Source organism: Gallibacter sp. Marseille-QA0791, assembly GCF_965119705.1.
In the GTDB taxonomy this organism is placed as follows: Bacteria; Bacillota; Clostridia; order Peptostreptococcales; family Anaerovoracaceae; genus Lentihominibacter; species Lentihominibacter excrementipullorum.
Map to the genome: position 1 here is coordinate 427,974 of NZ_CBCPMH010000001.1, position 20,791 is coordinate 448,764.

General features: G+C 49.2%; 16 protein-coding genes, 2 tRNA genes and 1 other RNA gene. 16 read left to right on the forward strand and 3 right to left on the reverse strand.

The genetic code is table 11. The annotated features are described in order from the left end of the window. Nucleotides 1-89: 89 nt before the first annotated feature. From ACQY69_RS02060 to ssrS, 5 genes are all read left to right on the forward strand, one after another. Nucleotides 90-761 carry a response regulator transcription factor gene (locus ACQY69_RS02060; RefSeq protein ID WP_428258203.1) on the forward strand — a complete coding sequence of 224 codons (672 nt, stop codon included), beginning with the start codon at nucleotides 90-92 and terminating at the stop codon, nucleotides 759-761. Further along, nucleotides 754-1,728, forward strand: coding sequence for a sensor histidine kinase (locus ACQY69_RS02065; protein WP_428258205.1), 975 nt, complete (start codon nucleotides 754-756; stop codon nucleotides 1,726-1,728). The genes ACQY69_RS02060 and ACQY69_RS02065 overlap by 8 nt, the downstream gene beginning before the upstream one ends. A 134-nt stretch (nucleotides 1,729-1,862) precedes the next feature. Beyond that, nucleotides 1,863-2,531 carry an ABC transporter ATP-binding protein gene (locus tag ACQY69_RS02070; RefSeq protein WP_428258207.1) on the forward strand — a complete coding sequence of 223 codons (669 nt, stop codon included), beginning with the start codon at nucleotides 1,863-1,865 and terminating at the stop codon, nucleotides 2,529-2,531. 6 nt (nucleotides 2,532-2,537) lie between these two features. Further along, the gene (locus ACQY69_RS02075) at nucleotides 2,538-5,210 is read left to right on the forward strand and encodes an ABC transporter permease (RefSeq protein WP_428258209.1); all 2,673 of its coding nucleotides are present in this window, start codon (nucleotides 2,538-2,540) and stop codon (nucleotides 5,208-5,210) included. Between the two features lie 144 nt (nucleotides 5,211-5,354). Further along, a non-coding RNA gene (gene ssrS, locus ACQY69_RS02080) (6S RNA) lies at nucleotides 5,355-5,535 on the forward strand. 419 nt (nucleotides 5,536-5,954) lie between these two features. On the opposite strand, the gene ACQY69_RS02085 is transcribed toward ssrS, so the two are convergent. After that, the gene (locus tag ACQY69_RS02085) at nucleotides 5,955-6,281 is read right to left on the reverse strand and encodes a DUF4491 family protein (RefSeq protein ID WP_428258211.1); all 327 of its coding nucleotides are present in this window, start codon (nucleotides 6,279-6,281) and stop codon (nucleotides 5,955-5,957) included. Between the two features lie 26 nt (nucleotides 6,282-6,307). After that, entirely contained in the window at nucleotides 6,308-6,778 is a 471-nt protein-coding gene (locus ACQY69_RS02090) for a pyridoxamine 5'-phosphate oxidase family protein (RefSeq protein ID WP_428258212.1), read from the reverse strand. 134 nt (nucleotides 6,779-6,912) lie between these two features. Here ACQY69_RS02090 and ACQY69_RS02095 point away from each other — a divergent pair, with 134 nt between their 5' ends. The 7 genes from ACQY69_RS02095 (at nucleotide 6,913) to ACQY69_RS02125 (ending at nucleotide 16,323) form a co-directional block, all read left to right on the forward strand. Beyond that, entirely contained in the window at nucleotides 6,913-8,322 is a 1,410-nt protein-coding gene (locus tag ACQY69_RS02095) for a PLP-dependent aminotransferase family protein (RefSeq protein ID WP_428258214.1), read from the forward strand. Nucleotides 8,323-8,460: 138 nt separating this feature from the next. Then, a complete protein-coding gene (gene htpG / locus ACQY69_RS02100; protein WP_428258216.1) occupies nucleotides 8,461-10,365 on the forward strand; it encodes a molecular chaperone HtpG in 1,905 nt (634 codons plus the stop codon). Between the two features lie 115 nt (nucleotides 10,366-10,480). Further along, nucleotides 10,481-11,302, forward strand: coding sequence for a formate/nitrite transporter family protein (locus tag ACQY69_RS02105; protein WP_428258217.1), 822 nt, complete (start codon nucleotides 10,481-10,483; stop codon nucleotides 11,300-11,302). 37 nt (nucleotides 11,303-11,339) lie between these two features. Beyond that, complete coding sequence (locus ACQY69_RS02110) at nucleotides 11,340-12,311, forward strand: P1 family peptidase (protein ID WP_428258219.1); 972 nt, start codon at nucleotides 11,340-11,342, stop codon at nucleotides 12,309-12,311. 28 nt (nucleotides 12,312-12,339) lie between these two features. Beyond that, a complete protein-coding gene (polA, locus tag ACQY69_RS02115) occupies nucleotides 12,340-15,021 on the forward strand; it encodes a DNA polymerase I (protein WP_428258221.1) in 2,682 nt (893 codons plus the stop codon). Nucleotides 15,022-15,024: 3 nt separating this feature from the next. Then, nucleotides 15,025-15,717 (forward strand): dephospho-CoA kinase, encoded by a 693-nt coding sequence (coaE, locus tag ACQY69_RS02120; protein WP_428258222.1) that lies wholly within the window; start codon nucleotides 15,025-15,027, stop codon nucleotides 15,715-15,717. 523 nt (nucleotides 15,718-16,240) lie between these two features. Next, nucleotides 16,241-16,323: transfer RNA gene (locus ACQY69_RS02125), tRNA-Leu, on the forward strand. Nucleotides 16,324-16,411: 88 nt separating this feature from the next. Here ACQY69_RS02125 and ACQY69_RS02130 read toward each other — a convergent pair. Next, nucleotides 16,412-16,861 carry a GNAT family N-acetyltransferase gene (locus tag ACQY69_RS02130; protein WP_428258224.1) on the reverse strand — a complete coding sequence of 150 codons (450 nt, stop codon included), beginning with the start codon at nucleotides 16,859-16,861 and terminating at the stop codon, nucleotides 16,412-16,414. Nucleotides 16,862-17,127: 266 nt separating this feature from the next. Between ACQY69_RS02130 and ACQY69_RS02135 the strand changes: the two genes are divergently transcribed. The 4 genes from ACQY69_RS02135 to ACQY69_RS02150 all read left to right on the forward strand — a co-directional run bounded on the left by ACQY69_RS02135 (nucleotide 17,128) and on the right by ACQY69_RS02150 (nucleotide 20,740). Further along, nucleotides 17,128-18,852 carry an APC family permease gene (locus tag ACQY69_RS02135; RefSeq protein ID WP_428258226.1) on the forward strand — a complete coding sequence of 575 codons (1,725 nt, stop codon included), beginning with the start codon at nucleotides 17,128-17,130 and terminating at the stop codon, nucleotides 18,850-18,852. Nucleotides 18,853-18,997: 145 nt separating this feature from the next. After that, a complete protein-coding gene (locus ACQY69_RS02140; RefSeq protein ID WP_428258228.1) occupies nucleotides 18,998-19,552 on the forward strand; it encodes a DUF5684 domain-containing protein in 555 nt (184 codons plus the stop codon). 262 nt (nucleotides 19,553-19,814) lie between these two features. Next, entirely contained in the window at nucleotides 19,815-20,540 is a 726-nt protein-coding gene (locus tag ACQY69_RS02145) for a GH25 family lysozyme (protein WP_428258229.1), read from the forward strand. 113 nt (nucleotides 20,541-20,653) lie between these two features. Next, a tRNA-Leu gene (locus ACQY69_RS02150) sits at nucleotides 20,654-20,740 on the forward strand. Nucleotides 20,741-20,791 lie beyond the last annotated feature (51 nt).

The window sequence follows — 20,791 nt, forward strand, 5'->3', positions numbered from 1 at the left end:
CGTGCAGTCATGCGCTGATATAAGTGTTCGCGCTGTTGCTTATGCCGTGGTATAATGAGTGCGATATGGAAATGAGCCGGAGGTGACAGATGACAGAATATATCATCATAACTGAAGATGACAGGGCACTGGCCAGGGGGCTGGAGCGGGCGCTGGACAAAGAGGGCCGGGACATCACGCTGTGCGCTGGTCTGGATGAAGCGAGGACGGCGCTGGAGACGGGAAATTGCGATTTGATGATTCTCGATGTCAATCTCCCTGATGGCAGCGGATTTGACTTCCTGCGGGAGATAAGGGAAAAAAGCGATGTTCCGGTGATGATGCTGACGGTCAACGATATGGAAGCCGATATCGTTTCAGGCCTTGAGGCAGGAGCTGACGATTACATGACGAAGCCGTTCAGTCTGGCTGTGCTGCGGGCCCGGGTCAACACGTTGCTCAGGAGACGCCGACGTGTCAGGAGAGCGGTCCGCATCGACGGATACAGCTTTGATTTCGACGCTATGGAGTTTTTCCACGAAGGAAGACGTGTGGAGCTGAGCAAAACCGAACAGCGTCTGCTGCGGGCCCTTGTGGACAATGCCGGGACTGCTCTCACGAGAGGGCAGTTAGTGGACAGGATATGGACCGATGGAGCGGAATATGTGGATGAAAACGCCCTTTCTGTTGCTGTGAAAAGATTACGCGACAAGCTGGAAGCGTCGAAATATATAAAGACGGTCTATGGGATCGGATATAAATGGGAGGGAAAAGATGGGTAGTATGGCTCTCGCAGTTATGATATGCTGCGCATGTGCCGCTGTATGTGCGACTGTCCTCATCCTCTGGCGATCGCGTCAGCGCAGGCTGCTGGAGAGGCTTGAGAAGATGATAGGCGACGCGGCTGACGGCAGGTTCAGCGACAGCTGTTTCGACGAATCCATGTATTCGTCGTTGGAAAATCAGGTCGCGAGATATCTGACGGCGACGCAGATGTCTGTCAGCCGCAGCGAGTCGGAGAAGGAGAGCATCAGGACTCTCATCTCGGACATAGCGCATCAGACGAAGACCCCGGTGGCCAATATGAAACTCTATTCGGAGCTTATGGAGGAGACTGATATGTCGGAGGAAGCGAAGGAATACCTGATGGCCCTCCGCTCCCAGGCAGAAAAGCTCAGCTTCCTCACCAGTGCTCTCGTAAAAATGTCCCGGTTGGAAACGGGAATGATGACCCTTCATCCGGAAGCCGGGGATATCAGAGAGCTGGCAGAGAAAACGGCGGCGGCCTACATGGAAAAAGCTGCGTCCAAAGGGTTGAAGATGGAGGTCAGGGGTCCTGAAGTGAAAGCCTTTTTTGACAGCAGATGGACGGGGGAAGCCCTGGGAAATATCGTGGACAATGCCGTGAAATATACAGAACAGGGGAGTATCACTATCCGTACAAAGAAATATGAAATGTTCGCGGCTGTGGAAGTGGCCGATACAGGGCCGGGGATGCCGGAAGAGGAGATCCCAAAGATATTCTCCAGATTCTACAGGGGCGCCGGGCACCACGACGAAGACGGTGTGGGGATAGGTCTCTATCTGGCCCGGGAGATAGTATCGGCCGGAGGCGGATACATCAAAGCTGTTTCACATCAGGGAAAAGGCTCCGTCTTTTCGTTATTTTTGCCCCTGCCTGCGGGAAAAGACGCGGCCCGGGATCTCCCTGCCGGCGCATCAGCGCGTCGGAGCCTGAGCAGCCAATGATTACAATATTGTAAGAATGATTTTACCGGTGGAAATAACATGGAAAGATTTTTCTGAGATAATCTGTATGGAAGGCGGAGATGCTTTTCGTACAGATTTTTGATTTGTGTCAGATCAATGAAAGGGGAAAGAACATGACCATACTCAAGACGGAAAATCTCAAAAAAATATATGGCGATGGAGCCAATGCTGTTCGTGCTCTGGATGGGGTGAGCATGTCGGTGGAAAACGGCGAATTCGTGGCGGTGGTGGGGACTTCCGGCTCCGGAAAGTCGACGCTCCTCCACATGCTGGGCGGTCTGGACAGGCCCACATCGGGAAGTGTCACGGTGGATGGCAGAGATATATTCTCGCTGAAGGACGAAGCCCTGACCATATTCAGGAGACGAAAAATAGGCTTTGTATTCCAGGCATATAATCTGGTTCCTGTTCTCAATGTCTACGAGAACATCGTACTTCCTGTGGAGCTGGACGGGAAGAAAGCTGATTCCGGTTTCGTGGACGGGATAATACAGACTCTGGGCCTTGCTGACAAGGTGAACAGTCTGCCAAATCAGCTGTCGGGAGGACAGCAGCAGCGGGTGGCCATTGCCAGAGCGCTGGCGGCAAAACCTGCCATACTTCTCTGTGACGAGCCGACAGGCAATCTGGACAGCAAGACTTCGCAGGATGTGCTGGGGCTTCTGAGGATATCGGGAAGGAAATACGCTCAGACCATCGTCATGATAACTCACAACGAAGAGATCGCTCAGCTGGCCGACAGGGTGATACGCATCGAAGACGGCCGCATAGTGACAGGTTAGGAGGCGATGATATTGAAGATAAGGAACAGAAGGCCTGTGCGCCGTCTCAGCATGCGCACTCTGAAAGCGTCCGGCAGGAGAAATATCATCGCGGCCTGCGCTATCGCACTGACTACGCTGCTGTTTACCAGCCTTTTCACCATAGTACTTTCCATAAATTCCAGTTATGAGACCAGTACTTTCCGGCAGATAGGCGGATATTCCCACGGCTCCTTCAAGGACGTGGACGATGAGAAGATAGAGAAGCTCTCGGAAAATCCGGATGTGAAGGAAGCGGGAGAGAGGATAACGCTGGGGACCATTACCGACGGCGGGTTTGCCAAAGTGCCGGCGGAGGTCAGCTATATGGATAAAAATACTGCCAAGTGGAGCTATATACAGCTGGAAGAAGGACGAGAACCTCGGGCAGAGGACGAGATAATCATGGACGAGGATGCCCTGAGATCACTGGGAGTGGAGCCGCAGCTGGGAGCGCGCATCACGCTGACCTACGATGTGAGCGACAAGACCCAGGGCCTGGGGCAGAGGACCGATACCTTTACACTGGTGGGGTGGTGGAAATACGACGAGCTTTCACCGGTACATTTTATCAACGTGTCGAAGAAGTACGCGGCACTGGTCGAGGATGAAGCCGTAGCTGAAGGCGCCCAGCCTTTCAGGCGTGATCTCAATGTGATGCTGGGCTCCAGTATCAATATAGACGGCGTCATGGAAAGGGTGATCGAGGACTGCGGATACCAGAGCGAGGTGCAGAGCAGGGACGATTACGTAGGCAAGGGCGTAAACTGGGGGTATACCGCGTCTCAGGCAGGAGCCGATATGGACGTCGGCAACATTGTCGCGGTGGCGGCCTTCGCGGTGCTGATAATTTTCACCGGATATCTGATAATATACAACATATTCCGCATATCGGTCACCAGCGATATCAGATATTACGGACTGCTGAAGACTATCGGTGTCACGCCGAGGCAGCTGAGGCGGATAATCAGACAGCAGGCTCTCGTTTTGTGTATTGCCGGTTGTCCTGTTGGACTGGTTGCCGGATGGCTGGTTGGGTATGTACTTACTCCGGTGGTGATAGCTCAATCTTCGCTGGGGGACATGTCCGCCACTGTCAGCGCGTCTCCTCTGATATTTGCGGGAGCGGCAGCCTTTTCGGTGGTAACGGTGCTGCTGTCCTGCGCCAGACCCGGAAGGATAGCATCGAAGGTATCCCCGGTGGAAGCGGCCAGGTATACGGAAAAGGTGAGGGTATCGAGGAAGGAAAAGACTACCAGAGGAGCCAGGGTGCATCAGATGGCCCTTGCCAACCTGGGGCGCAGCAGGGGAAAATCGATACTGATGGTCATGTCCATGTCGCTGGCTGTAGTACTGCTGGCAGTGCTGCTGAATTTCACCGGCGGATTCAATATGGAAAGATACCTGGACAACAATACGTGCGCTGATTTCATCGTAGGCAATACCGATTATTTCAGGTTTGAGGCGGAAAGCGCCGATTCGGCCCTGGACGATGGTACGCTGGCGGCCATAGAGGCCAGCACTGAGGCGTCGATTTCCGGGAGGGCGTGGGCTGTAGACGGTTATCGGCCTAAGGAACGGCTGACGCGGGAACGTTTCATGGAGACTGCTCAGGGGTGGGCAAGCATGCTGTCCGACGAGGAAGTGGAGAGCTTCATCGAGGCGAACGAAGGCGATGACGGACTCGTAAGCTGCGACACCACCATCGAGGGACTGGATGTACAGCTGATGGATAAGCTGACAGTACTGGATGGAGAACTGGATACACTGAAAGATCCCAATGGCCGGTCAGTGGCCATATCAGTAGATATTGATGATTACGGGGACCCTGACGATCTGGCCAATTACCCGGAGGTGGGCGAAAAGATACCGGTGACTTATGTGGATGAGGGCTGGTATGTGGACAGCAGGACCGGCGGGAAGGTCAGCGGCGAAACTCCGCAGGAGTACATCCAGCTCCACATAGAGAAGAGCCATCAGGTGGAATACACGGTGTGCGCCCTGGTGACGGTGCCGTACCAGATGTCCCTGAGAAGCGGAAGTATGTACGGCGACACTATGGTGATGAACGCGGACAGGATGCGGGAAGACTGTGGCGGCAAGGCGTTTCCTATTTTCTATATGTTCGATACTCCTGATGCCAAAGCTGAAGCTGAGGCTGAAGAATTCCTGGCCGATCTGACAGATGATGACAACTCTCAGGTGATGTACGAGAGCAAGGCGACAGTGCGGGAGGAGTTCCAGGGATTCAGGCAGATGTTCCTGCTGCTGGGCAGCGTCCTGTGCGGTATAATCGGCCTGGTGGGTGTTCTGAATTTCTTCAACGGTATTATGACAGGGATACTCAGCAGGAAGCGGGAATTCGCCATGCTCCAGTCCATAGGGATGACCGGGAAGCAGCTGAAATCGATGCTGGTATATGAAGGCCTGCTTTATGCTCTGGCGACCGTACTGATCTCGGCGGTGTTGATAGCTATAGTCGGTCCGCTGGTCGGAAGGCTGATGGAGAGCATGTTCTGGTTTTATGAATATGATTTCAGCCTTTCTGCCGTGTGGATGACTGCGCCTTTATTCCTGCTGCTGGGAGCGCTGCTCCCTGTGGCAGTCTACAGGAGCGTTTCCAGGAAGACGATAGTTGAGAGACTGCGGGAGACGGAGTGATGATATCATTTCTATCAGGCTGTCTGTGAGGATTGATCGCACAGCAGCCTGATAGAAGGTTTGAATAGGCAAATTGAAATTACCCTCTTGAAATTAGCGTATAATGTTTTATAATTAATAACAGGAAGAATCGACAGCGATAAAATTATCCTGAGATGTGCGACAAGGTGTTGTAATTCAACCTACATGACGACATTGGGAGCCCGGAGTTTTCGGCAAGCCTATGTCAGGCCGTCATCGAGCGGAAGACAGAAGCAGGAACAGGGCACCCCCCTATTACAAGATAGGGCGTGAATTATATCCTTGACGGCATGTCGGGATTTTTTTTTGCGATGCTTTTGGGGATGGGGAAGTCATTTCTGTACAGATTTTGTGGAGGGTGTTTTTATTGACTTTGAATACGCATCCGCTTATAATATACTTAACAAGACAGCCGGAAGGTGCCTGTACCACCTGCCCGGAAAGTTCAAACTAAAGAATAGTCGTTAACTTTGCCAGAGCTGAACGGCTATTTTTTATATTTAATACTCAGAGTGGTAACGACTATGAGAATCATTGTCAGCATAATCATTAATTCTTCGTATGTACTCATATTACCACCTCCCCGCACAAGACTCGGAGCAGGTGGAAGCACGTTCAAGCGGCTGCCTTATTTTACTATTATACGTAGATATGGGGACTGTGCAGGTAAGGAATCGCAAAAAGAACAAAGAGGATGAAGCGGCGCCACATCCTCTTTCCACATTATTCATCTTTATCCGTGGTCTTCAGATCCGTCGCGTCACGGCCTTTCCTGCGGGGATTTGCGGGGAACCAGCCTTTTCTGACGCGATTTTCCTGTTCCTTCAGTTCGTGGATACTCCACAGGCAGGTGAACCCCAGTACTGCCAGAAGCGAAGACAGGAAGGTATTGGAGACAAGCAGGGAGGCGGCGCAGCACAGGACTCCGGCCACAAGGAACAGAGGCCAGATCTTGGCGCCGAAATGATATTCGCATTTTATCACGATAGGGTGGAATATACCTATGAGAAGAAAGGCTGCCAGCCCGATCAGGATTCCCCATATGTTCATCGTACATTACCTCCTGTCTTGAACAGCTATTCTCTGGTAGCTTTTCCGGTCATGTGATCTATGGTCAGCTTGAGTATATGGATGTCGTCGAAAGCTGACTTGATATATGCGGCGGCTTCCTCAGCGAAAGCAGGGCTCAGCTTCGCAGCGATGGAGGTGATAGCGGTCATTTTTTCCTTCTTGTCTTCGACGATCGCAACGGTGCCGAAGACAGTCACAGATCTGTATTGTGTATTGAATTTCTCAGGCATCAACACCACTGAATCCACCACATTGAAACATGCGTTGCTGTTGTGCTGTATATTCTCTATCTTGTGGCCCTCAGGCGCGCAGTGGAAATAGACGGCACCGTCGCAGTATACAAAGTTGAGAGGCGTCCCGTAGGGTGTGCCGTCAGTGCTCACGGTGGAAAGGACTCCGTATTCGGCCGTATCCAGCACCTGGACGCATTCGTCGCGTGATATGGCCTTTTCGTTTCGTCTCATATCTTTTTTCATAGGTCTCCTCCTTTTCATCTTGTGGTTTTGATGAGATAAGGATACAATAAAACTGGATCATAAAAAAGAGCCAGATACGGACTTTTTTCAGGTGCCAAAGTCCCGGACAGACAGCGCGCCAAAAGGAGGCAGGAGTGATATATGTAGAAAAGGGCAGAGAAAAACCCATGTATGAGCAGATATACAGCGAGCTGGTGGATGAGATATTATCAGGTGCTCTGAAAGCAGGCGAGACACTGCCGCCTACAAGGTCGCTGGCTGAAGAGCTGTCAGTGAGCCGCAATACAGTAGACAGAGCGTATCAGCAGCTGACAGCGGAAGGGTATATACAGGCAAAGCCGAGAAGTGGATTCGTAGTCAGCTCCATACCGCTTGATTTCGGGTCAGGGAAAAAGAAGACGGGCGAGTGCGCCAGAGGCGGCGATGAGGAAAGAAAGGATCAGCTTCATGTGAGATACGATTTTTCCTATGGTTCTATGGACAACAGCGTGTTTCCGTACAAACAGTGGAGGAGGAGCCTTAACAATGCGCTGAGCCAGATGGAGGCGACCGGTGTCATGAGATATCCCGACAGAACAGGAGAACTTTCTCTCCGCCGGGAGATCGCCAGGTATCTGAGGGCTGCCAGGGATGTGGAGTGCGATCCGTCTCAGATCGTCATCACCAGCGGTCAGCAGCATTCCATGGAGATGATAGCAAATATGTTTGAGGGAGGCCGCAAGCGGTTCATCATGGAGGAACCGGGTTATGACGGTATCAGAAAGGTATTTGAGAACCACAGATATGAGATCGATCCGGTCCCTGTGGAAGAAGACGGTATAGTGTTGGAACCTCTTGGAGTTCTCAGCTCAGCTCTTCTTTACGTGACACCTTCCCATCAGTTTCCCACAGGGGCTGTAACGTCCATCGCCAAGAGACGGCAATTGCTTCAGTGGGCCGAGGATACGGATTCATACGTGATCGAGGACGACTATGACAGTGAGCTGAGGTATTTGACTAATCCCATACCGGCCATGCAGGCTCTGGACACCCGTGGAAGGACCATATATACAGGGACTTTTTCCAAGTCTCTTGCTCCCGTGATGCGGACAGCCTATATCGTGTTCCCTCAGGAGCTGATGGAGCGGTTCATGGGATATTACCAGCGATACAACAGCCAGGTCAATACTCTTCACCAGCTGACCCTGGCCGATTTCATCGCTTCCGGCAGTTATCAGCGTCATATCAACAGGCTCAGGACTACCTACAGGAGAAAGCTGAATATCCTCATGGAAACCGCTGAAAGGGTAATGGGCGGTAAAGTGAAGATATCCGGCGGAGACGCAGGGATACACATACTGATGGAAGTGGAGAGCCGTTTTTCGCTGGATCAGCTTCTGGAAAGGGCGGAAGCGGCAGGGATACGTCTCTATGATACGCGAGCTTTGTATGTATGCCGTGAAAACTGTCCGGCCAATCAGTTGCTGCTGGGATTCCCGACGATCCCGGCGGATGCGTTGGAGCCCGTCATGGAAAAACTGGCGGAGGTCTGGGAACTGCGGTGACGGCAGCGGTACAGGCTGTTTTTTGCGCCGTCGGGATAAAAAATTTCCAATACCACTTGATTTTCATCGAAAAACGTCGTATTATATTATTAGCACTCAAACAATATGAGTGCTAATAATCGGAAGGAGAGATTTGAAATGGCCAAAAAACAATTCAAGGCGGAATCAAAGAGACTGTTAGATTTGATGATCAATTCGATCTATACCCATAAAGAGATATTCCTCAGAGAGCTTATTTCCAATGCCAGCGACGCCATAGACAAGCTGTATTATCACAGCCTGACAGAGGGTGACACAGGCATATCCAGAGATGACTTTTCTATCAGGATAGAAGCCGATACTGAGAACAGGACACTGACGATAATCGATAATGGCATGGGGATGACCAGAGAGGAGCTGGAAAAGAACCTGGGTACCATCGCCAAGAGCGGTTCTCTCGACTTCAAGTCTGAGATGGACAACAAGGATGAGATAGATATCATAGGTCAGTTCGGCGTTGGCTTTTACTCGGCCTTCATGGTCAGCGACAGGGTCAGCGTGCTCAGCAGAGCTTATGGCGAGGAGCAGGCATATCTGTGGGAATCCTCCGGCGCCGACGGTTATACCATAACGGAGGCTGAGAAGGATGGTAACGGCACTGAGATAACTCTGAAGCTCAAAGAGGATACTGATGACGAGAGATACAGCGAATATCTGGATACTTATAAGATAAAAGGTCTGGTGACCAAGTATTCGGATTACATCAGATATCCGATACAGATGATGGTGGAGAAACACCGTATCAAGCCGGGAGACGAGGAGAAGAAACCGGAAGACCAGGAATATGAGACCTACAGCGAGCTGGAGACCCTCAACAGCATGGTGCCGCTGTGGAAGAAGACCAAGAGCGAGATAACAGAAGAGGATTACAATAACTTTTACAAAGACAAGTTCTACGATTATACCGATCCGGCAAAGGTCATCCATACCGATGTGGAGGGCGTAGTCAGCTATACGGCTCTGCTGTTCATACCGGGCAAGGCGCCGTACAATTATTATACCAAGGATTTTGAAAAGGGGCTGCAGCTTTACTCATCAGGCGTCCTGATCATGGATAAATGCCCGGATCTGCTGCCTGATTATTTCAGCTTCGTCAAGGGACTGGTGGATTCCCAGGATCTGTCTCTCAATATTTCCAGGGAAATGCTTCAGCATGACAGGCAGCTCAAGGCTATCGCTCAGAGGCTGGAAAAGAAGATAAAGAGCGAGCTGCTCGCCATGCTCAAGACCGACAGAGAAAAATATGTGAAGTTCTTCAAGGATTTCGGTCTGCAGCTTAAATACGGACTCTATGATGGATTTGGAGTCAATAAGGAAAAGCTGCAGGATCTGGTGATGTTCTACTCATCCACAGAGAAAGATCTTGTCACCCTTTCCGAATACGTCAGCAGGATGAAGCCTGACCAAAAACACATATATTACGCGTCGGGAGAGACAACTGATAAGATAGACAAGCTGCCGCAGACGGAGCTGCTGAAGGATAAAGGATACGAAATATTGTACCTGACCGACGATGTGGATGAGTTCGCGCTGCAGATGATGAGAGAGTATGACGAGAAGGAATTCCGTTCCGTATCAGCAGAGGATCTGGACGTGGAAGAGAGCAAGGAAGAGAAGGAAGCTGCCGAAAAACAGGCCGAGGAAAGCAAGGACATGCTGGGATTCATGAAAGAGGCGCTGGACGGAAAAGTTTCCGAAGTGAGACTTTCTCAGAGACTCAAGAGTCATCCGGTTTGCCTCACGGCGAAAGGCGGGCTTTCCATCGAAATGGAAAAGGTACTCAATTCCATGCCGGTGGACGAAAAGGTCAAGGCGGAGCGCGTCCTGGAGATAAACGCCAAACATCCGGTGATGGAAGCTCTCAGGAAGTGCTATGAGACTGACAAGGATATGGTGAAAAAGTACGCTGAACTTCTCTATGATCAGGCCCTGTTGATAGAAGGCTTGCCTGTGGAGGATCCGGTGGCATTTTCCAACGCCATATGCGAATTGATGACAAAGTAGTCAGCGATATGATATAATAAATACCTGTTCGGCATATCAGTGCCGTTCGGGTATTTTTTTGTGATAAAAGTCCGATCCTATCGGACAGATGATATAAGGAAGGAGAAATATCGAATTGAAATCATTAACGTCTGCTGAAATTCTTGAAAAGGTGTCTGATTCCGCCGTGCCAAAGGCGGGTTCCGGTGTGTTGAAACTGTTGATATTAGCTATTCTGGCGGGAGCGTACATCGCTTTCGGAGCTCAGGCTTCGGCAATGGTATCCTTCAATCTGGTGGCTGATGCGTCCACTTTCGGGCTGGGAAAGCTGATCTCGGCTGTCGTCTTTCCGGTCGGTCTTATGATGGTTGTCCTCTGCGGAGCTGAGCTGTTCACGGGGAACAATCTGATGCTGATAGGTTTGCTGGACAAGAAGATAAGGATATCCGGCCTTTTGAAAAACTGGATCATCGTTTACATAGGAAATTTCATAGGCGCATTGCTGATAGCGGTGCTGATAAACTATTCCGGTCTGTTGGAAAGCGGCGATGGCCTGCTGGGGGCGATAACCGTCAGGACAGCCATTTCCAAAACAAGTTTGGACTTTGGCAGAGCCTTCGTGCTGGGCATAATGTGTAACTGGCTGGTATGTCTGGCAGTGTGGATGGCTACGGGAGCACAGGCGACCATCAGCAAGATCTTTTCCATATTCTTCTGTATCGGCCTCTTCGTTCTTTCGGGTTTCGAGCACAGTGTGGCCAACATGTATTTCATTCCTGCAGGGATGATAGCGTCAGCCAACGACGCCTTCGTACAGCTGCTGGATCTGGATATTTCGGGTCTGACGGTGGAAAATCTGCTGATAGGGAATCTTTTGCCCGTAACTTTGGGAAATATAGTTGGCGGAGGTATCTTCGTAGGCATCGTCTACTGGCTGACTTACAGGAAGCTTAAATAGCCACGGGATACCGGATGGCAGAAAAGTGGGGTAGAACATGAAAGAAATATTCAGGGAGATATCCATAGAAGAAATAGAAGGCTTCAGGATCGGAAATGCTCAGGATGCAGAGGGCGGCAGCGGTTGTACCGTCATCATATGCGAGAAAGGCGCCGTAGGCGGCGTCGACGTGAGAGGAGGCGGTCCGGCCAGCAGGGAGACCGATCTGTTGGATCCGCAGAAAGCGTGCCAGGAAGTATATGGGGTGCTGCTTTCAGGAGGAAGCGCTTTCGGACTGGATGCCGCCGGCGGTGTGATGAGATATCTGGAAGAGCGGGAAATAGGCTTCGATGTCGGTATCGGGCATGTGCCTATCGTCCCTGCTGCTTGTCTCTTTGATTTGACGGTGGGAGATCCCAGGTGCAGGCCTGATGCGAAGATGGGCTATGCAGCATGTGTGGATTCCGAGAACAACAGGCCGCAAAGCGGCAATTTCGGAGCAGGAACAGGCGCCACGGTAGGCAAATTCATGGAGATGGAAAGAGCGATGAAAAGCGGGCTGGGGACTTACGCGCTGCAGATAGGCGATTTGAAGGTAGGGGCGGTAGTAGCTGTCAACAGTCTGGGAGACATATATGACGTAGATACGGGGGAGCAGATAGCCGGGATGCTGACTGAGGATGGGAAAAAGCTGGACAATACGCGTTTTCACATGTGGAAGGATATTGGCAGGCAAAAGGATGTTTTTTCCGGCAACACTACCATCGGATGTGTCGTGACCAATGGCAAGCTTACGAAGGATCAGTGCGCCAAGCTGGCATCCATGTGCCACGACGGTTATGCTTCGGCTATAAAACCAGTGCATTCTTCAGCCGATGGTGATACTATCTTTTTCCTTTCCGGAGGAGAGGTGGAAGTCAACGCTGACGCACTGGGCGATCTCAGCGCCTATGTGATGGCGGAAGCCATAAAAGACGGTGTGATGAGCGCGGCCTCAGCCTATGGATTCAAAGCTGTTTCAGCGCTTTGACGTATATTGAAAATACAGAGGTGTATCAATGAAGAAAATAGCGATAATAGACGGCAACAGCCTGATAAACAGAGCTTATTACGCCATGAGGAATCCTATGATAACGAGAGACGGGATATTTACTCAGGGTATATTCGGGTTCCTCAATATGATGGACAAGATAAAACGAGATTACGAGCCTGAGTATATGGCGGTAGCATTCGATATGAAGGCGCCTACTTTCAGACATAAGGAGTATGATCAGTATAAGGCGGGGCGAAAAAAGATGCCGCCGGAACTGGCTATGCAGATACCTCTTCTCAAGGACATACTGGCGGCCATGAATGTGAAACAGCTGGAGCTGGAAGGGTTTGAAGCTGATGATATCATCGGCACCATAGCCAGGAAGGCTGAAGAGGATGGACTGGAGCCGTATATCATCACCGGCGATAAGGATGAGCTGCAATTGGCCTCTGATAAGACCAGGGTCATAATAACGAAAAAAGGCGTTTCGGAATTTGAGATATACGACAGGAGGGCTATGATCGAAAAGTACGGCTTCACTCCTCAGCAGTTCATCGATTACAAAGGTCTCATGGGAGACCAGTCCGACAATATACCGGGAGTACCGGGAGTGGGCGATAAGACGGCCACGAAATTGATCCTGGAATTCGGCAGCGTCGAGAACCTGCTGGCCAATACGGAAGATATCACGCCTAAGGGGTTGAAAAAGAAGATAGAGGATAATGCTCAGCTGGCAGTCATGAGTAAGCGACTGGCTACCATAAACACCAATGTGCCTGTCGGTATTGATTTCGATGAATTCATCCTGGGAGAGCCGGATTACGACGCGCTGGTTGCCATCTACACCAAATTGGAGTTCAACAAATTCCTGAAGAAACTCAACATAGGCAGGGAAGGCGGGCAGTCCTCAGGAGCTGTCGAAGGTCATACGATATCTGTCGATACGTCATCGTATGAAAGGATCCTGGTAAACAGTGGGGAGAAGATGAATGACATTTCTCTCAGCGGGGAGACGATCATCAAGGTCTTTGGCGATTATAATCATCTCGGAACTGTCGCGATAGAGGGTGTGGCGATGATGAACGGAGGAAAGTACTATTATTTCGACTACCCCAAACTGGATGATTTCGTCCGATGGCTGGCGGACCAGGATATTTCCATGACAGGGCATGGGCTGAAGCGCGATTATTTCATGCTGATGTGCCACGATGCCTTATCCTGTGAAATGAGCTTTGCCACTTCCTTCGATACCATGATTGCCCAATATGTGCTGGATTCTGGTCGGAGCAATTACAGCCTGACAGCTATTGCCAATGAATATCTTCATTTCACGGTAAAAGACGAAACGGAATTTCAGGAGGCCAATGGCCAGATGGACATGTTTGATGATAACAGTCAGGCATATATGGATTATGGCTTCGACATATGCACCGCCGTTCTCAACCTGGTGGAAGTTCAGCAGCAGCGTATAAAGGACGAACAGCTGGACGATGTGTTCTATAGTGTGGAGCTGCCGCTGATAGAAGTCATGGCGTCTATGGAGTACGAAGGCTTCAAGGTGGATCGAGGCACGCTGATGGATTTCGGCAGAGAATTGTCGCAGAAGATAGACGAGATCTCGGCCAGAGTGTTCGATATGGCAGGCGAGACATTCAATCTCAACTCACCGTTCCAATTGGGGGACATACTCTTTGAGAAGCTTGGCCTTCCGGCAGGCAAGAAAACCAAGAGAGGATATTCTACCAGTGCTGATATACTGGAGCGGATAAAGGACAAACATCCTATAGTCCCGGCCGTGCTGGAGTATAGGACTCTTTCCAAGCTGAAAAGCACCTATATAGATGGTCTCATCCCTCTCATCAATGAAAATGACGGTAAAGTCCATGCTCATTTCAACCAGACGGTGACAACGACCGGCAGGATAAGCTGTACTGAGCCTAATCTGCAGAACATCCCTGTCAGACAGGAGATGGGCCGTCAGCTCAGAAAGGCCTTTATTCCTGATTCGGACAACTGTGTATTGGTGGGCGCCGATTATTCTCAGATAGAGCTGAGAGTGCTGGCACACATGTCGGGAGACGAAGCGCTGATAGATGCTTTCAACAGGGGAGAGGATATACACAGAGCAACGGCTGCCAATGTGCTGGGGGTCCCGGAATCGGAGATAACCATAGAGGAAAGGAGCAGGGCCAAGGCCGTCAATTTCGGTGTCATATATGGCATGAGCAGTTTCGGACTTTCGTCGGAGCTTAATATAACGAGAAAGGATGCGGAGGAATATATCGACACTTACTTCAGGAAGCATACAGCCGTAAAGGCCTTCATGGACGGTCAGGTGGAATCCTGCCGCGAGAAGGGGTATGTCACGACCATAATGGGAAGAAAACGCTATATCAAGGAAATAAAGGCATCCGGTTATATGGTGAGACAGGTGGGTGAGCGTCTGGCCATGAACACTCCTATCCAGGGCAGCGCTGCCGATATAATAAAGATAGCCATGATAAAGGTCTACAATGCGATAAAATCCGGCAAACTCAAATCATCTCTCATATTGCAGGTCCATGACGAACTGATAATAAACACGTATGAAGACGAGCGGGAAGAAATAGAAAAGCTGCTGGTAGAAAACATGGAGTCTGCATATGATATGAAAGTGAAGCTGAAGGCCGATCTCAACGAAGGATGCAATTGGTACGAGCTGAAGTAACGAATGGCGTTTTTTGCGGAAAGAATGAATGCAATGATAAAGGTAACAGGACTTACAGGTGGTATAGGTACAGGGAAATCAACAGCGGCTGAGTATTTTGTGAAAAAGGGCTTCGCACATATAGACGCCGATGAGATAAGCAGAGATCTGACGGCTGACGGCAGCAGTCTGCTGCCGGTGTTGGATGAGCTTTTCGGGCCTGAGGGCCGCTGGGGCGACGGCAATACTGAGATATTGGACGGAGACGGCAATTTGCTGAGGAAAGCGCTGGCTGCTGTGGTCTTTTCCGACGAAGAGAGAAGGAAAAAGCTGGATCAGGTGATGTTCCAAAAGATAATAGAGAGGATAGACGATGAGATCTCATTGCTGAGAAGAAAAAGCGGTATCGACGGCATATTGCTGGACGCGCCTCTTCTCTTCGAAGCAGGTCTGGATACGAGATGCGATGCTGTATTGGTGTTGGTGGCAGACGAAGAAGTCAGGATATCACGGGTGTGCGCGCGTGATGGGATGACGCCTGAGGAAGTGCGGGACAGGATACGAAACCAGATGAGCGACAATGAAAAGATAAAGAGGGCGGACGCTGTCATCGACAATTCCGACGGTATTCAGGAATTGAAGGAGAATATCGACGAATTTCTCAACGACTTTCTGCCGGAAATACAGCGGCATAAAAGTACACAAAAAAACTTATAGGAATTTTCAAAAAATTCTTGCATAATCTTTCTCCTGGTGTTATAATAGCATCAACAAAAGGAAATCTAACAAATTTTGATAGGAGGTTCGAACCTGAGAAGAAACTTTCGTTACAGAATTTGTAAGATGTAGGAAAGAGGGTGAGTCCGCCAGAAATGTCAACAGAAGAACAAAGAGAATACCAGTTCGCTGAAGTTTAAACCGCCGGTTTTCGTAAGAGTCTCGGGAGAGGACATTACGAAAGAGGTAAAGGTAAAGTGGAAACTTTAAGAGAATCGAGAAGTAACGGCTGATATTACGGTCATAAGACCGGGGAAAAGGGAAGAGAGTAAGATACAGGCCGTGGGAGTATCGTTCGAAAGACGGAAACTTTACAGAGGAAAGGGTTTAAAAAGAAGGAACTGGTATTTTTATTGTCTTAAAAAGACAGAAGACTATCCTCATGTTACAAAAAGGTGTTGACAAAAGCTGCAAAAATTTATACAATAGTAGAGCGTTGTTGATTAAGAGCAATGCTTCATATGCGGCCTTGGCGGAATAGGCAGACGCGCACGTTTGAGGGGCGTGTGGGAGACCGTACCGGTTCAAGTCCGGTAGGCCGCACCAGAATATCCATACTTGAATCCGCACTAAAAAATTAGTGGTTTGAGTAGTTTTTATAGGGCGAGCAGGTCGATCTTGAGGGTCGGGTTGCTCATTTCTTTTTTCCCTGATCGCAATAAATGAAAGACGACAGAATTATAAGTTCTTCGTTCGATCTGAAGCCGTTTTTCAGGTAAAAATTTTCGGCCGGGAACCCTTTTGCCGTGTTCAAAATGATCGCGTTCATTTTTTCCGTCCGGATTTCACTTTCGATCAATTTTAAAAAGAGACTTCCTGTTCCTTTGCCTTGCCAGTCAGTTTTTACATAAAACTGATCGATATAATATTCCATTCCGTTGATCCACGGTTTTTTCATTCCAATACTTGCTGCGATCATACGATTTTGTGATTCCAGGCCATATCCCACAAAGTAATCATTGTTCATGTGATTTTGAAAGAAGTCGATCACTTGTGTTCTGGAGTCGTATGTATCGTTCCAGGGAGCTTTTGTGAACACCTCGATAAACAGATCTGCACATTCTTCTATATGTTCTTTTGACAATTTGAATATATTCAAGAATATCACCTTCTTTCATATTTTCTCCAATTCTATCACAATTTCGGGGGTATGGAAACAGACTGTCGGTCTTGAGGGCAAGCGAGGGGAAAATCGAAACTGTCAAAGGTGATTTGCACTTTCGCATATATCAAAAAAGTCGTATTTCAATAAATTTTCTGAAAATAACACCGAAGTATCATTTACATTTTTCTGAAAAGTCTTATAATAAGTCGTGACAGATAGTCCTAATAGTTGACAGGAGGTGTTTTATGAGTCAACAAGGTCAGGTACATGGTGTTGCCGGACTGAAGAAGCATGACATCAAAGTCTCAGGTATAGTATTCATGCTTTACTGTCTGGTTGCAGCCGGGGCATTTGGAATCGAAGAGATGATACCGGAAGCAGGGCCGGGAATGACCATCATACTGCTGATTTTATTCCCTATCGTATGGGCTTATCCTATCAGTAATCTGGTAGCCGAATCAAGTTCGGTGCTCCCTTCCGAAGGTGGTGTTTACGTATGGGTAAAAGAAGCTTTCGGAGAATTCTGGGGGTTCCAGGCAGGCTGGTGGGGAACGGTATCCACCTACATAACTAATGGTGTATATGTCGCTCTGGTAGCGGGATATGTTTCCCAGATGATACCTATGTCCGCCGCGGCGGAGCACGCAGTCAAAATCGGAATGATATTGATTTTTACCGTAATTAATCTGATGGGACTGAAAGAGGTAGGAAAAGTAAGTACAGTTCTTTCGATACTTATAGTCCTCGCTTTCGCTCTCGTTGCTGTGGTTGGTTTCATCAACTGGCAGACAAATCCTATGGAGCCGATAATGCCTGAAGGCTATAACATAGTCGATGGCCTGGGCGGCGGTATATGCATATGTGTATGGATGTATTGCGGATATGAGTGTATTTCAAACATGGCCGGAGAAGTTAAAAACCCTCAGGTGATCCCTAAGGGATTGATGATAGCCATGCCGTTGGTAGCGCTGACATATGTGCTCCCTACGCTGGGTGGTCTTGCGTCCCTTCCTGAAGGAAGCTGGGAGAACTGGTCTACCGAAGGCGGATTCACATCGGCTAATGTGGGATACGCTTCCGTATTGACTCAGAATATGGGTCAGGCATGGGGATATGTGTTCCTGGTAGTGGCCATCGTATCGCAGTGCGCTATCTTCAATACGTACCTTGCTTCCGGTTCCAGAGGATTCTTCGTTCTGGCTGACGACAATCTCTGCCCGAAGTTCCTGGTAAAGGTAAGCAAGAAAAGAGGCGTCCCTTATGTAGGTATACTTTCGCTGGCTGTCGTTACGCTGATACTGGCGCAGTCCGACTTCACTACGCTGGTAAGTATGGAAGTAGTGTTCATGCTGGCACTGTACATCATACTCCCGCTGGCAGTCATCAAGCTGCGAAAGAAACTGCCTGTGGAGGAGCGAAAGAAACGAAACCTCTACGTGATGCCCGGAGGCAATCTGGGGCTTATCTTCTACGCAGGCTTCCCTATGGCCATAGCGGTCATCGCGCTGCTGGTCAACGGTACAGATTATCTGGCGATGGGTCTCATAGCCATATGCACAGGGCCTGTAGCCTATATAATCTTTAAGAAGCTGTATGGCGGGCTTTCCAAAAACGATCCGGAGAATCATCCTGTCAACGGCGCCGGGCTTGCTAAGGGAGATACGGTGAGAATAGGCGTATTCCTTTTCTTCGCCGGACTGATGGCTTTCCTGGGACAGTTCTGGCTCAAGTGGTATGAGATAGATTACGGTGAATGGGGACCTGATGATTACGATATATTCTGTAACTCGATCCCTACGGTGATCGAAGTCCTCAAGTGGGCCGGTCTGGCTGCCATAATCATAGGCGCCATACTGTTCTTCGTGGGAAAGAAAAAAGACGCGCCTGTTCCGGAAAAGAAGGTCGATATGGATGCTCTGATGGAGAAATATCTCATGGAGGAGAAACACGAGTCCTTCTTTGACGACTGATACGCAAATAAGACCTGAGACTATAGAAAGGAGCCGAGTCCCTGCATCGTCGGGGGACCGGCTCTTTTCATAATTGAAAGAAATTTGGCTATGAGGTATAATGAATTGACTTGTTTTGTTTAACATTGTATGAGGAGGAGAAGAAATGGATTATTACAGCTATTACTATAGTGCCAATTATGATGCCGGCCTGGGAGCGGGCTACTATATCAGCATCGGCATCGTGGGTATCCTGAGCATCATCGCATGGTGGAGGATATTCGCCAAGGCAGGGGAGAAAGGCTGGAAGGCCATAATCCCATTTTACAACATGTACGTCATGTATAAATTGTTCTGGAAAGTAGCCATATTCATCGTCATGCTGGTGCTCAGCGCATTGGCAGTCATAGGGTATATCATAGTGATATATGGGATCGTTGCGGCTTTTTACAGTGGCAGCAGCGGGATGTTCATGGCAGGAGTGTTGCTGCTGGTCGCCTGCGCTATCGTTGCTCTGGTATTGCAGATCATATTTTATAACAAACTCGCGAAAGCTTTCGGACACGGAGCTGGATTTACCGTTGGGCTCATATTCCTCAACGTGATATTCCTGCTGATACTGGCTTTTGGCTCATCCAGATATCTGGGAGGCGGGACGGAACGGCTTTCGGGATATGATAGCGCAGCCAATTACAGGTACAGGGAGCCTATGGACAGATAATGGAGGTCAGATCTGTGAAACGCAGATCCGACATGAAAGGATCGTGGGAAGACGTGCGGCGTCATCCCGCGGTCTTTTTTATATGTGAACAATGAGTGATAATTGGCATCGGTTTATTGAAAAGCCGGAAAATCGAATATATAATGAATTATCGTTGTAATACAGTAAAGCCATGTACGGAGCAGATATGGATGCCAGTCATCGAAACAGGAGAAAACACAGAAGAACAATAAAACGTAATAAATCACGAAACCAGAGGAAGATGAACCTCATCATTATCGCCGCAGCTATAGTGGTGATGGCGGTAATGGCACTGGTTGCCCGGGACTTTTATTTCTTCATCACAGGAAATGATGTGACGGAAGAGACACCGTATCCTGTAAAGGGCGTGGATGTCTCATCGTATCAGCTGGAAATCGACTGGCAGGGGCTTGAAGAGGAGGGATACAGCTTTGCTTTCATCAAGGCCACTGAAGGGAGCAGCCTGGTAGACGAGCGGTTTGAATATAACTGGGAAGAGGCAAGCAACACAGGCATGAAGATAGGGGCATACCACTTTCTCAGTTACGATACGAGCGGCAGGAGCCAGGCGGAAAACTATATCGAGACTGTCGACAAGAAATGGGGCATGCTGCCTCCTGTGGTAGATGTGGAATTTTACGGAGACTACACTGAGGTACACCCCGGAAAGAAAAAGCTGAGGAGGATCCTTGATACTGTCCTTCAGGAATTGGAGGCTCATTACGGGATGCGTCCCATAATATATACCAACACATACATATATGATGAATATATCTCCGGCCGGTACGATGATTATGATATCTGGATAAGCGCCCATGATATACCGGAAAGCCTTAATGACGGCAGGGAATGGACCTTTTGTCAGTATACCTTCTACGGAAAATCAGAAAATGTAGCAGGCGGTGAAAAATATGTAGATCTCAACGTATTCAACGGCAGTTCGTGGGAATTCCGAAAGTACGACTGATAATGCGGGCAGATACAGTACCGGCAAGGTGTTTCTCAGAAGAAACATCTCGAAAAATTTCGAATCGAAGCTCTTGAAATATTATCCGTATGATGATATAATCAACACAATGTGCCGGCGTGATGGAATTGGCAGACGTGCGGGACTCAAAATCCCGTGGTGGCAACACCGTATGGGTTCGACCCCCATCGCCGGCACCAGTGTATTCGGATAGTTTCGGATAAACCAGTATTTTTAGAACAACTCAAATA